The following is a 13580-nucleotide window of genomic DNA, read 5'->3' on the forward strand; positions in this document are numbered from 1 at the left end:
CGGTCGTGCCAGCGCCGACGGCGCAAGCCCACGACAGTGGATGGTTTTAGCTGGTTTTTAGAGCACGGGCAGCGCGTGTTTCGACGAAATGACCGAGACACGGACGCGTCTGGAGCAGACCGTCGCTCCCCTCTCGTCGCTCAGTTCGTGGTGGGCACTCGTGGCGCTGGCGCCGCTTTTGCTGACACTGCTGGTCATCACCGTTCTCTACGCAGCCAACAGTGGGGCAGCCCCTGGACTCTTCCCCGAGTTCTCCACGCTCGTCTACGGACTCGCCAACGTCGTCGTCCTTCTGGCCGTCTACCGGCGATTCGACGGGGATGTCTGGGCGGCCACAGCGCTCGCACGACGGCCATCGCGACGGGAACTCCTCGCGGGCGTCGCGGCGACAGTCGTCGGGGTGGCAGTCGGCTGGCCGGCCACGACGATACTGGCGGACACGCTGGGCGTGGCCCGCTACACCGTCCCGTCGCTCACTGCTCCGGCAGGGCTGATAGCGTTGTTTTTCGGGTCCGTACTCGTCGCGCCGGTCGTCGAGGAAGTCCTCTTTCGCGGTCTCCTCCTCGGTGTGCTCCTCGAACGCGGGCACGGCCCGGCGGTCGCAGGGGTTGTTTCGCTGCTCGTGTTCGCAGCGATCCACGTGTTCACGGCCGGCATCGCTGGCGTCCTCAACGCACTCCTGCTCGGCGGACTGCTGACGTGGCTCCGTCTCCGGTACGACAATCTCGTCGGCGCGTGGCTGATGCACCTGCTCAACAATCTGTTGGAGTTCCTGATCGCGGCGTCGCTACTGCCGTCACTGTACGCGCTGTGAAATCAGACGGAGTGACGCTGCCCTCAGAGCCACTCGTCGAGCCACTCGCGATGGATGGCGACGGCGTCGTCGCCCGTCAGTTCGGGATAGCGCGGGCGCGTGACGACGCCCTCGGAGTCGACGGCCGACTGGACGACGGCGATGACCCGGTCGGCGACGAGAACGTCGGGCAGTGGGCGGACGGACTCGTAGCCCTCGCGGAAGGCCGCCCGGAGCGGGGCCGGATCGTCGACGTACCAGTTCGCGACGAGGTGTTCGACCTTCGCGACGGCGAGCGCGGGGTCGCCGGCCAGCGGGTCGCCCCAGTCGAGGATCGCGGCGATCTCGCCGTCGGCGAGTAAGGCGTTACCGGGCCGGAGGTCCCACGGGAACAGTCGCGGCCGGCGAGCCGTCGTTGGTCGGTCCGCGAGTGCGTCCTCGATGGCGTCGCGGCGGTCGTCGAACGCCGGCGGGAGCGCCGCGAGACCGTCGTGAGCGTACTGGCGGGCGAAGGCGTCGGCCGACGGGCCGGTCGGGGTGAGTGTCCCCGTGTCGTCGAGTGCGAGCGGGCCGGCGGCGTCGAAGCGAAACGCGTCGTGGAGCGCGGCGAGACACCGGCCGAACTCCCGAGCCAGACGCTGTCGCGCGTCGGCGTCACAGTCGGCGAATCGCTCGTGTCCGTTGACTCCGGCGACGTACTCCGTGACGAGATAGCCGTGAGCGCCGATGCTACCACGACTACAGAGCCGCGGGACCGGCACGTCCGTCCGGGCGCGGATCGCCGCCAGCAGCGTCGCTTCGGCGTGGGCCGTCGCCGGGTCGTCTGTTAGCTGGACGGCGACCGACGGCCGGTCGGCGTAGTGGGCGACGACGGTCGCCTTGTGGTTGCCCTGTGGTGGCGACTCGACGGCCGTCGGTTCGTCGCCGGGGACGACGCGCCGGAGGACCGTCCGCGTGTGGAGATCGGGGGCGTCGGTCATAGGAGGTAACCGAGGTCGGTGAGATCGTCGAGGACGTACTCCGGTCGGTAGTCGCCGGGGTCGGCGTTCTCGCCGGGACACCAGGCGGCCAGCAGGCCCGCGCCGTGTGCACCGGCTACGTCGTAGGCCAGCGAGTCGCCGACGTACAGCGTCTCCGCGGCGGGCGTCCCGATGGCGTCACAGACCGCCGCGAACGGCTCGGGATGGGGCTTTCGCCGCGGCAGGTCGCCGGCGTAGACGACCGCGTCGACGCGCGAGTCGAGACCGAGCGTCTCGACTTTCGGACGCTGGCGGCGGCTTGGGCCGTTGGTCATGACCGCGACCGGGCCGTGGTCCCGAACGGTGGCGAGGGCCGACTCCGCCCCCGGCAAGAAGGAGACCGCCGTCCGGTCGAGGGCCGCGAGCAGGCCCGCAGCGAGGTCGTCGGCCGGTATCCGACGGTGGCCGTACTGGGCACCGAGGCGTCTGAAGCCGGTGGCGAGGTACGACTGCTCGTCGTCGGGGTCCGGCGGGCCGTCCAGTGCCGCCCAGAGTTCGCCCGGTGTGGCGAAAGGCTCCACGTCGGTGGCCTCGAACGCGGCCCGATACAGTGATCCCTCGGCCTGACTGCCAGTACAGAGCGTGCCGTCGAGATCGAAGACCACCGCCGTCGGCGTCGTCATGCCGGTCCGTACGTGGCGGGCGGGAAAAAGCCTCGTGGCAACGACGCGTCGTCAGGACTCCTCGCCGCCGTCAGTAACGAGGTCGGCAGGCGTCTCCGCGTCCTCGTTGAGGAAGTCCGGCAGGTCGTCTTCGTCCTCGGATGCCGCTTCGACATCGGCGTCGTCACGTTCCCAGACCCATTCGCGTGCGGTACATTCGTGACACATGCTGACACACCTCACTAGGATGAGTGTCCGCCGGCAAAATAATCCTTTTGTCGAGGCGACCGATGGATCGATCTGGGTCGTGGCAGGCGCGACGGAGAAGGGAAAATACGTGGTGGGTTACTCGCTGGCCGGGGTCGCCGCTTTCGCGTCGCGTGCGCCCTCGACGGTCTCACGGACGGCATCGACGCCCTCGTCGTGGACCAGATCGCCGACGACGATGGTGTCTGCGTGCTGGGCCATCTGTCGAGCGGAGTCGTAGTCGTGGATGCCACCGCCGTAGAACAGCGTCGCGTCGTCGAGGATGTCGGCCGCGGCGGCGACCTTCTCCGTGTCGCCCAGCATGCCCGAGTACTCGACGTAGACGATCTCCTGACCCAGCAGGTGTTCGGCGGCCTCGGCGTAAGCCGCGACCTCGTCGGCGTCCAGATCACAGTTGGCCTGCGTGTAGGTGGCGACGGAGGCCTCGGGGTTCATCACGATGTAGGCCTCGGTGAAGGTCCGGGACCAGTCGATGTCGTCGTCGATCCTGATCCACTCCTTGTGCGCGCCGGTGATCCACGTCACGTCGCCTGCGTTCATCACGACCGGGATGAGATAGCCGTCGTGACGGTCGCTGTGGACGACCGACGCCGGGTTCGACGGCTCGATGTACACCGGAATGTCGTGTTCGCCACACGCCTCGACGACGCGAGCCATCTTCTCTTCGGTCATGCCCGTCGTGCCGCCGATCTCGATGGCGTCGGTCCCCGTCGCTGCAACGTCTTCGAACGTCTCGCCCTCGACCAGCGTCTTGTCGGGGTCGATCTTGACGATGTGATCCCAGTCCGCCCACGTGCTCATACGTGCACTGAGTCTGCCGCGGGCGTATAACCGCTTCGAATATCTGGACGTGTGTGGCTGTCGCGGACCGAACCCGACGGCCAGAGTGGGACGACCGATACAGTAGTATCACTGTGTACCGTAGGGAGTGTATGGGTGTCGACGGGGGCGCGACGAGCATCCTCTGTGTCGACGACACACCCGGGCTTGCCGAACTCACGGCGGCGTATCTGGAGCGGGTCGACGGAGCGATCACGGTGACGACGGCAACGAGTGCACGGGAGGGGCTGGGTGTCCTCGAAACGGAGGCGATCGACTGCATCGTCAGTGACTACGAGATGCCAGGGATGGACGGGCTGATGTTCCTGCAGGTCGTCCGGGCCGACGACCCTGATCTCCCCTTCATTCTGTTGACCGGGCACGGCTCCGAAGCCGTCGCCAGCGACGCGATTTCGGCCGGCGTCACCGACTACATGCAGAAGGACACCGGAACAGAGCAGTACGAACTCCTCGCGAAGCGAATCCGAAACGCCGTCGCCCAGTACCGTGCGCGGGCCGTCGCGAAAGAACTCACGCATCGAAGCGACAGCGTGCTCGACGCATCACCGGACGCAATCGTCGTCAGCGTCGACGAGACGCTGGTCTACGCGAACACTGCTGCGATCGATCTGTTCGGTGCCGACGCCGAACGGGTGGTCCTCGATCAGGCCATCGAGACCTACGTCCACGAAGCCGACCGCGAGACCGCGACCGGCGCGTTCGAGCGAGTCGTCAGCGGCGACCGCGCCGTCGAGCACGTCGACAGACTCCGCCTCGATCTGGACGGCGAGCGCCGCCCGGCCACGATGACGGTCCGTCGCATCGTCTGGGGCGACGAGACCGGCGTCGTCGCGGTCTTACACGACCGCTCGGAACGAGAGGCACGGAAACGCCTGCAGGCGCGCTACGAGGGGACGTTCGAGGAGGGGTTCGACGCGATGGTGATCGCCGACGACGACGGCCGCTACATCGAGGCCAACCGAAGCGCCTGTGACCTGCTCGAACTCGAAAAGGACGACCTCGTCGGTCGCTCGGTCGCGGACTTCGCTCCCGACGACTACGACTTCGCGGCCGAGTGGGAGGCGTTCGAGAACGACGACGCCGACCGTGGGATCTTCCCGCTCGTGACGCTCGACGGCACCGAGAAGACGGTCGAATACGCCGCGACACGGGATATCGTCCCCGGCGAACACCTCGCCGTCCTGCGGGACGTGACCGAGCGCGAAGCCTACGTCGAGGCGGTCGAACGCCAGCGGGCGCGCCTCGACGAGTTCGCCCACGTCGTCAGCCACGACCTCCGCAACCCACTCCAGACCGCGCAGGGGACGCTCGACGCCGCCCGTGAGGACGGCGACCCCGCGTACTTCGACCGGATCGAACGCAGCCTCGACCGGATGGAACGGATCATCGACGATGTGCTCTGGCTGGCGCGAGCGGGCGAAGACATCGGCTCGGTCGATCGGGTCTCGCTCCGAAACGCGGTCGACGCCGCCTGGGAGGTCGTCGCCGCCGACGCGACCGGTGCGACACTGGTCGTCGACGAAGAACGTCACCTGATCGAAGCCGACTACGACCGTCTGTGCCAGCTGCTGGAGAACGTCTTCAGGAACGCCATCGAACACGGAGCCAGCGGTCGTGCTGTCGACGACGCCACGCCGGACGGGGAGGGCGACGAGACGGACGAGGGGGCTGCCAAGCGGGCACGGGGCGTCACCGTCCGCGTCGAGACACTTCCCGACGGCTTCGCTATCGAGGACGACGGCCCGGGCATTGCGCTGGGGGACCGCGACCGCATCTTCGATCAGGGCGTCACGACCCTGCCCGACGGCACCGGCTTCGGTCTCCACATCGTCTCGGTGATCGCCGACGCCCACGGCTGGACGGTCACGGCGACCGACAGCCGGTACGGTCCCGCGGACGGAGCGACGCCACCGACGGGCGCACGCTTCGAGTTCACCGGCGTGGACCGAGCCTGACACTGGCGGCCGGATCGCTCGGGCGTGGCGACTGTCCGAGGGCGGCGACAGCCAGCAGCCGAACCTCGCGGCGGCGTTCGTACACGGCCGCGAAATCCTCTTTATCGGCCGGCCACCACAGTCATCAATGGGAGACGCCAGCGAGTCGTCGGCCACCGACCCGAGCGAGCGCGACCTGCCACCGGGCACGGACGCGCCGGCCCGGCCAGCAAAGCGCGACCCGACGACGCTCGCACAGGACCTCCTCGTGGCGACGCGGACCGACGCCGATCCCGACCCCCTTCTGGCCGCGCTGGCCGCCCTCTCCGAGGACGACCTCACCGCCGTCCGCGAGGACCGGGCGACCGGGCTGGCCTTCTGGTGTAACTGTTACAACGCCGGCACGCAGCTCCTGCTGGAGCGCCGGCCCGACGTGTACCGGAGTCGCCTGCGCGGCCTGCGATTCTTCGGGCTGCCCTGTCTCACCGTCGCCGGCACACCCCGCTCGCTGGACGACATCGAGCACGGCATCATCCGGGCGTCACGCTCCAAGTACGCGCTTGGCTACACGCCCCGACTGCTCGTCGACAGCTTCGAACACCGCTACGCGCTCGACGAGCCGGACCCACGCATCCACTTCGCGCTCCACTGCGGGGCGGCCAGCTGTCCCGCCATCCGGGCCTACGACCCCGACGACGTGGACGCACAGCTCGATCTGGCGGCCCAGACGTACCTCGACGCCACCGTCGAGCGCGACGGCGACGTGGTTCGGGTCCCGCGGCTCATGCTGTGGTACCGCGCCGACTTCGGCGGGCGCTCGGAGATACTGGCATTTCTGCGGCGGTACGGGATCGTCGGCGACGACGAATCGCCACGCATTCGGTATCTGGGCTGGGACTGGTCGCTGTCTCGTGGACGGTTCGTGGGGTGACGCTGGGTCGGACTCCCGAGGGCGTGTTCACAGTCCGTGAGTGGTCCAGTACATTCATGTCGGTCCGGCGACGGCAGTATCATATTCAATGAGTCAGGCGACCCTCTCTTCGGAGCCGTACAACAATTCTGCACTCTTTTCGGGGTACTATCTGGACGAGCGAGTCAGCGACCTCGACGAATGGGACTGCGACGACGAGGCGAGTGCGGTGTTCGAGCGACTGCAAAAGATCTGGCAGCTCGAACGCGAACACGTCGACCAGTACAAAGAAGACGAACTCCTGCAATCGTGGATCGACAAAGTGCTCGACGAACTCGGCTTTGGGACGCTGCCGGAGACGACACTGCCGGATAGTGGGGGGTACAACGACCGATTGCTGTTCGAGTCCGAGGACGCACGACGGGAAGCCTTCTCGCGCAACACGGACGGCAAGACCGAGGCGATGTACGGTCTCGCATCGGCCGTGCTGGAAGCCAAGCAGTGGAACGCGAGCTTCACCGAGCAGTTCGACGAACAGCGGTCCTACCGCGACGCCTCCCACCAAATCAAGTACTATCTCGAACGGACCCCGGAGGACCTCCAGTGGGGGATTCTCACGAACGGCCGGAAGTGGCGACTCTACGGGACCAAAGACTACGCGACCGAAATTTTCTACGAGGTCGATCTGCCGGAACTGCTCGACTCGGGCAGTCTGGAACAGTTCAAGTACTTCTATACGTTCTTCCGCCCCGACGCCTTCCGCGAGACCGCCGGCACGTCGTTTCTGGAGACGGTCTGGTCCGAGAGCGAGACCGCGGCACAGCAGCTGGGCGAAGACCTGCAGGACAACGTCTTCACAGCGCTGCGCGTGCTCGGTGAAGGCTTCATCCACACCAACGACCTCGACATCGATCCCGACGACGAGGCCGCGCGGGCGGAACTGAAAGAACAGTCGCTGGTCTTGCTGTATCGGTTGATGTTCGTCCTCTACGCGGAGTCGCGCGACCTCATCCATCCCGACGACCCCGACCGCGTGGCCGAGTACGAGGAACACTTCAGCCTCGATCAACTCCGCTTCGAGATCCACGAGGACATCCAGTCGGGCGACACCTTCGAGGACTACAGCGGCCACTCCACCCAGATGTGGAGTCGCCTCGAAGACCTCTTCAGGCTCGTCGACGAGGGCGAGGCATCGCTGGGGATTCCGCCGTACAACGGCGGCCTGTTCGACGACGACCAGCACGAGTTCCTCGCGGAAAACGAGGTCGCGGACCGCTACATCGCCGAGGTGATCTATCGGCTGGGGACGACCGAGGGCGAGGACGACGAGTTCGTGCTGGCCGACTACGCCGACCTCGACACTCGGCACCTCGGGAGCATCTACGAGGGCCTGCTGGAACACGAGTTCCGCATCGCACCCGAGACCTACGCCGCGGTCTCCGAGGACGGCGGACAGGTCTGGAAGCCCGGCAGCGACGTGAGCGTGACCGAGGCCGTCGAGACGGTCGAGACCGGCGAACTGTACGTCGTCAACGACGACGGCGAGCGCAAGGCGACGGGCGCGTACTACACGCCCGACTACGTCGTGAGCTACATCGTCGAGGAGACCATCGACCCGCTGCTTGCCGACATCAAATCGGATCTGGAGGCCGACGGACTGGAGCCGAGCGATCAGGCGTACTTCGGTCGGTTCTACGGCCGCGTGCAGGACCTCAGGATTCTGGACCCGGCGATGGGCAGCGCCCACTTCCTGACGAGCGCGACGGGGTATCTCACCGAGCAGGTGATGGCGGTCGTCCGCGAGCAAGAGAAGCAGGGCCGGGACGAACAGGAGATTCGGCGCACCATCGCCAAGGAGTGCATCTACGGCGTCGACATCAACGGCATGGCCGTCGAACTCGGAAAGCTCTCGATGTGGCTAGAGACGCTGGCGGCGGACAAACCGCTGGCCTTCCTCGACCACCACCTCAAAGCCGGGAACTCACTCGTCGGCTCGGACATCACCGAAGTGCTGTCGGACGACATCGCCGACGACGGCGGACAGTTGACGCTCACGCAGGTGTTCGCCCGCGCCCGCCAGCAGACCCTCCAGCACGTCATGGGTCTAATGGAAGACCTGCTCGCCATCGACAACGAGGAACTGGCCGACATCAAGTCGATGGAGGAACTGTACGACGAGATCCGCGCCGATCCGCTGTATCAGCGACTCTTCGAGGTCGCCAACGTCCACACCGCCGCGGAGTTCGGACTGGACGTGCCCGAGGGCGTGTACGAGGAGATGGCCGGCGCGATCGAGAACGAAGCCGACTGGGCCGAGATTCGGGACCACGACTGGTTCCGGTCGGCGCAGGCGATGGCCGGCGACAAGGACTTCTTCCACTGGGAACTGGAGTTCCCCGAAGTGTTCTTCGGCGAGGACGGGGAGAAGCTAGATGGGGCGGGGTTCGATGCTGTGATCGGGAATCCGCCGTATGTTCGGCAGGAGCAGTTGAGTGCTGTCAAGAGCTATTTGAGCGTTTCGTACGATATTTATCATGGTGTCGCTGATCTTTACACGTATTTCCTCGAAAAGTCGGAGAGCCTTCTACAACATAACGGACGATACGGACAGATCATTTCTAACAAGTTCATGCGGGCAGAGTACGGCGAGAACACGCGTCAATTCCTCGCAGAACGCGTCGCGCTAAATCAGCTCGTCGATTTCGACGACCTGCCGGTCTTCAAGGACGCTAGCGCTTACCCGATGATCCTTCTCTACGAAGCGACATCGCCTGGTCCCCAACAACCGTCTGTCTGTAATGTCGATACCCTGAACTTCGCTACACTTCGTGAGTACATCCAGAAACACGGCTATCATACAACTGAGAAGGGGTTACATGACGATGGTTGGTCACTGGCTAGGAAAAACGCTCTCCGAATTCTAGATAAAATGTCTGAGGAGAGTGAGGCTCTTGAAGCATACATCTCCTCGGAAATTCATTATGGAATCAAAACGGGATACAACGAGGCATTCTTCATTGACGAGGACACGAGAACGGAACTAATTGAGCAGGATGCAAGTAGTAGCGAGCTTATCAAGCCGCTCTCAACGGGTACAGATGTTCGTCGGTATCGGATTGATTCGAAGGATCAGTACCTCATATTTACCAAACAGAGTACAGATATCGAAGCATATCCTGCTATTCGTGAATATTTAGAGAACTACCGCCAAGACTTAGAGCCAAAGCCATCATCTCATACCGGCGATTGGGATGGTCGGAAGGCGGGGGACTACGAGTGGTACGAAATTCAGGACAAAGTTGATTATCACTCAAAATTTGACGTTGAAAAAATAATCTATCCAGTGATTGCAAACAGACCGAGGTTTGCATATGACACAGACGGGTATTACGCGAACGATAAGTGCTTCATCATTCCCGAACGTGACCGTGGACTACTGGCGATATTAAACTCCAAATTGACGCGATTTTGGGTTAGAACAGAACTGTCGACACTCAGAGGTGGATATCAGGAGTTCAGATCGGTCCACGTACGGAACTTCCCAGTGGTCGATCCAGCGGAAACGACCCTTGGAACAAAAGCCAAGGAAATGGGTCAACTGCGACAGCAGCATAGTTCGTTGAATCTCACCCTCCAAGACCACCTCGGCAACTACGCCGACGGCCAGACGCTCGCAGACATCGGCCTGACCCAGCCACCGAAAGGCTCCGCAGACTCCATCCTTCAGGAGACCGCCGAGGAGAAACCGAACCTCCGCGTCGGCGAGGCCAGCGTTCACCGCGAATCCGACACCACCGTCGAGATTCGACTCACGGCCCGCTACAAGCCCGACGACGAGGACGGCGAGACGCGACCGCAGGGAGGGTCTCGGAATGGTGGAACGGGCGAAGCCCGTGGAACCGCCTACGAGACCGACCAGTGGGGCTACACCGAGACCGAGCCGCTGGCGGCGCTGCGGATCACCGACCTCACGGAGACCGAGGCGGCCCTGATCGCGGCGTTCGTCCCCGTCGCCGTCGACGAGGCCGGCGGCTTCGCGGGCTTCCGCGAGACCGCGACCAAGACCAATTCGCTCGTGGATCGCCTGCGAAAGCTGACGCTGCCGGTCGTCGACGACGTGCGCGACGGACTGGAAAGCTACACCCAGACCGTCGAGCGCGCCGAAGAACTGGAGGCCAAGATCGAACGGACTGACGAACTGATCGACGAAATCGTCTACGAACTGTACGGGCTGACCGACGACGAGATCGAAATCGTCGAAGAAGCCGTGGGCGACGACTAAGACATCCCGCACCACCCACGCGGGCGGCTCGCCGAATCACCCCGAACAGAGCATCGACCGAACTGCTCGCCCACAGAACTTCGGTATCGTTCCTTCGTCGATGTCGACGCCGGTCCGATTGACGGCAGCGGCAAGCGCATCCGGTGCAAGATCGTTCGCGCAGTCACTGGCAATCGTCGCCAGGACTGCCGAGACGATCGGCGTTCCGAAACTCGTCCCACTCTGGAGGAGCGGACCATCAGAATCCATGACAGGGTGGTGGACTGGCGCGAGTACGTCGGGCACTGCGTTGTGAAAGGAAACGTTGCCTCGCCAGGGATATTCATACCGATGCTCGGCGCACTGCTCGTTCGGTCCACAGCCTCGCTGTCCGCAGAATGGCCCACGGATGTCCTCGTCCCCGATCCAATACTGCCCCGTCGCTGCCGTGTCGAGTACGTCGTGGCGACAGCGAGCGACGAACCCACCGACCCCAACCGACTCGTCCAGCAGCGCTGGGCAATGGACTGCCAGCGAATCGTCGCGTAATCGGTTGCCAGTCGCGGCAACGATTACCGTCCCGTCTTCTATCGCCAGACGTGCCTCGTCGGCCACGCGACAGTGCCCACCACAATCTCCGTGCGGTTCTTCACTGTGGTGAATGCCGACGGAGAGATTGAGAACGTCAATATTCTGACAGCTAGCGTCGGCAATGGCCTGAACCAAATTCCCACGCCTGGCTGTCCCGTCGCTAGCGATCACTCGATAGAGATTATAGACGGCGTCAGGTGCGAAGTATCGTGCGAGCTCGAAAACATCGCCCCCATGGGTCGTCGTGTCCGGCACTTCGCTGTCGACGTAGTTCTCCTGGTGGTCGATCTCGACGCCGTCCGCCCCATCCAGTTCCAAGAGGGAGTCGACGATGCCGACACGGACGGAGTCTCCCTTGTTCGTCGACTGTGGGATGTCGAGCGTCATGCGATAGGAGTCGAAAACGAACTGCCGAAGCGCTATGATCGAGTCAAACGCCGCCGGGAGTGCCCGTTTCCCTCGCTCAGTGTCCGTACGTCGTCGCGCTCGATCTCGATCGATTTCAGTTCGTCAAGTTCACAGAGCGCATCGACGACTGACTCCGGCGCGACAACACGAAGTGTCGCCTGACCGATCTGGGCCGAAACCGTTGCACCGCTTGCTTCGACGCGAGTGGCGAACTCGTCGCGGTCACCGGAGACTCCGAGTAGGAGCGTGACCTCGTCGTCACTCTCGCTACCCCGAAGTTCCGTGACACCCGCGTCGATGTACTCTGGCATACTGTTTCTCATGTCTGGTCTCTACATGTTAAATCTATGCGATAGTGGGTACGTTCCGTCGATGCGTGCTTCGTATCTCCCTGCGAACTTTGTCAGATCCATATTCAAGGAGACAACGCCCAGAAACCGCAGCCGTGACTACCGGGACGGTGACAAACGACCGGCACAATCCACCCAATCGGGATCGAAAGGGGCGCGGCGCTGGGCGTCGCCACGGACCCGTAAGCACCCACTGGAGCGCAGCGCGGTCCGCGGCGGCCCCAGCGCCGCGGGGCTTTCTGGGTGTTCGAAGTCACCGATACCGTTCCGTCGCCGATAGACATTTCACCGAGTGCGAATCATGTCGCTGCTAGATGCTCGGTGCGACAGAACTCACCACCGTCGACGAAATCCACGACCAGCGATCCTACGTCTGTACCGTTCGGGACAACTACGGCGAGCGCGACGAGGTGATCGTCGTCCCCTGCGAGGACGATCCCGGCGTTCGGGCGTGGATCAATCGCTGCACGCACGAGGCCCAGCGGTTCGACACGGGCCGGGGCGTGCCGATGCGTGACGGGCAGATGATCTGTCCCAAGCACGGCTCGCTGTTCGACGCCTGTTCGGGCGAGTGTGACAACGGCGAGGCCGCGGGCACCACCCTGCCGGCGGTCGACCTCGTCGTCGAAGACGGCACGGTCTATCTGCGCGACGACAACTACACCTTCGTCCACGAGGGGACGATCGACGCCGACGACGAGGACGACGACGGTCCGAGTTCGACCTCTCACATCGGCTTCTAGGAACAGATGTGGCCGAACACACCACCGCGCGATGACGCGAGGCAACGCAGCCCTCAAAAGCCCTCGACCCGCTCGCCTCCCGCGGACCGCCCTGCGCGCCTCGCGTTGCTGCGGTGCTTGGGGGTCCGGGGTTCGGCGACCGGGCCTCGCCCTTTCAGCCCGCCAGGACTGGGTTTGTGAAACAGGGTAGCCCTGGCAGCGGGAGCGCAGTCGCCGAGGCTGGACACGAGTTTTTATGTCGAGACGCACAATTTGCGTGTATGAGTAAGACGATTCGGGTGGAAGATGACACCTACGACATCCTCTCGCGGCTCAAGAGCGACGACGAGTCGTTCGACGATGCGATCGAACGGCTCGTTGCGCTGCGGCGCGAACGGATCGAGGATGGGGCAGGATTCTGGAAGGAGACCGACGGAGCAGCAAAGGCGAAGGCAGCCCGCGAGTCGATGAAAGAGGATATCGGGAACTGATGGCACTGTACGATAGCAGTGCGCTCATCGAATATCTCGACGACAACGAAACGGTCGTCGAGTACATCTCGGCGCACGCAGACGAACGTGCGATAACAGTTCCATTGGTCGCGTTCGAAGTGTATCAGGGCGAAATCCATCGGACAGGGACAACTGATCTCGACGGGGTCGATACTGCCCTACAGTGGCTCGAAGTCGTGGAGACAGCGGGCAACGATGCGCGCCGCGCGGCAACGATACTCGACGAACTTCACGACGCAGGGGCACCGCTGGCGCCACGGGACACGTTCATCGCAGGCGCGGCGGCGGCCAATGACGAGACGCTGGTCGCGACAGACGGCGACTTCGACACCGAACCACTCCGCCAGCAGATCGACCTCGTCGTGCTCTGA

General features: G+C 64.0%; 13 protein-coding genes. 7 read left to right on the top strand and 6 right to left on the bottom strand.

All coding sequences use genetic code 11. The features are described from left to right. The first annotated feature begins 88 nt into the window (after positions 1-88). Positions 89-814 carry a CPBP family intramembrane glutamic endopeptidase gene (locus AC5FRW_RS14430; protein WP_493569162.1) on the top strand — a complete coding sequence of 242 codons (726 nt, stop codon included), beginning with the start codon at positions 89-91 and terminating at the stop codon, positions 812-814. A 23-nt stretch (positions 815-837) separates the two neighbouring features. Here AC5FRW_RS14430 and AC5FRW_RS14435 read toward each other — a convergent pair whose 3' ends face one another. From AC5FRW_RS14435 to AC5FRW_RS14450, 4 genes are all read right to left on the bottom strand, one after another. Further along, positions 838-1773 (bottom strand): phosphotransferase family protein, encoded by a 936-nt coding sequence (locus tag AC5FRW_RS14435; RefSeq protein WP_493569163.1) that lies wholly within the window; start codon positions 1771-1773, stop codon positions 838-840. Then, entirely contained in the window at positions 1770-2435 is a 666-nt protein-coding gene (locus AC5FRW_RS14440) for an HAD family hydrolase (RefSeq protein ID WP_493569164.1), read from the bottom strand. The genes AC5FRW_RS14435 and AC5FRW_RS14440 overlap by 4 nt, the downstream gene beginning before the upstream one ends. Before the next feature lie 51 nt (positions 2436-2486). Beyond that, positions 2487-2642, bottom strand: coding sequence for a hypothetical protein (locus tag AC5FRW_RS14445; RefSeq protein WP_493569165.1), 156 nt, complete (start codon positions 2640-2642; stop codon positions 2487-2489). 117 nt (positions 2643-2759) lie between these two features. Then, positions 2760-3482, bottom strand: a complete 723-nt coding sequence (locus AC5FRW_RS14450) for a phosphoglycerol geranylgeranyltransferase (RefSeq protein WP_493569166.1) — start codon at positions 3480-3482, stop codon at positions 2760-2762. Between the two features lie 131 nt (positions 3483-3613). On the opposite strand from AC5FRW_RS14450, the gene AC5FRW_RS14455 reads away from it, so the two are divergent. The 3 genes from AC5FRW_RS14455 to AC5FRW_RS14465 all read left to right on the top strand — a co-directional run bounded on the left by AC5FRW_RS14455 (position 3614) and on the right by AC5FRW_RS14465 (position 10647). Further along, a complete protein-coding gene (locus AC5FRW_RS14455) occupies positions 3614-5476 on the top strand; it encodes a PAS domain-containing protein (protein ID WP_493569167.1) in 1863 nt (620 codons plus the stop codon). A gap of 127 nt (positions 5477-5603) precedes the next feature. After that, positions 5604-6386 (top strand): DUF547 domain-containing protein, encoded by a 783-nt coding sequence (locus AC5FRW_RS14460; RefSeq protein ID WP_493569168.1) that lies wholly within the window; start codon positions 5604-5606, stop codon positions 6384-6386. Positions 6387-6474: 88 nt separating this feature from the next. Then, the gene (locus AC5FRW_RS14465; RefSeq protein ID WP_493569169.1) at positions 6475-10647 is read left to right on the top strand and encodes an Eco57I restriction-modification methylase domain-containing protein; all 4173 of its coding nucleotides are present in this window, start codon (positions 6475-6477) and stop codon (positions 10645-10647) included. A 36-nt stretch (positions 10648-10683) separates the two neighbouring features. On the opposite strand, the gene AC5FRW_RS14470 is transcribed toward AC5FRW_RS14465, so the two are convergent. Then, on the bottom strand, positions 10684-11604 hold the full coding sequence (locus tag AC5FRW_RS14470; protein ID WP_493569170.1) for a S8 family serine peptidase: 921 nt from the start codon (positions 11602-11604) through the stop codon (positions 10684-10686). 32 nt (positions 11605-11636) lie between these two features. After that, positions 11637-11936, bottom strand: coding sequence for a hypothetical protein (locus tag AC5FRW_RS14475; protein WP_493569171.1), 300 nt, complete (start codon positions 11934-11936; stop codon positions 11637-11639). Positions 11937-12289: 353 nt separating this feature from the next. Between AC5FRW_RS14475 and AC5FRW_RS14480 the strand changes: the two genes are divergently transcribed. The 3 genes from AC5FRW_RS14480 to AC5FRW_RS14490 all read left to right on the top strand — a co-directional run bounded on the left by AC5FRW_RS14480 (position 12290) and on the right by AC5FRW_RS14490 (position 13580). Then, positions 12290-12718, top strand: coding sequence for a Rieske (2Fe-2S) protein (locus AC5FRW_RS14480; protein ID WP_493569172.1), 429 nt, complete (start codon positions 12290-12292; stop codon positions 12716-12718). A gap of 260 nt (positions 12719-12978) precedes the next feature. Beyond that, positions 12979-13188: a DUF7557 family protein gene (locus AC5FRW_RS14485; protein WP_493569173.1), complete on the top strand. Its 210-nt coding sequence runs from the start codon at positions 12979-12981 to the stop codon at positions 13186-13188. After that, positions 13188-13580 (top strand): PIN domain-containing protein, encoded by a 393-nt coding sequence (locus tag AC5FRW_RS14490; protein ID WP_493569174.1) that lies wholly within the window; start codon positions 13188-13190, stop codon positions 13578-13580. The genes AC5FRW_RS14485 and AC5FRW_RS14490 overlap by 1 nt, the downstream gene beginning before the upstream one ends.

This window comes from Halomicrobium sp. HArcht3-1, assembly GCF_058933345.1.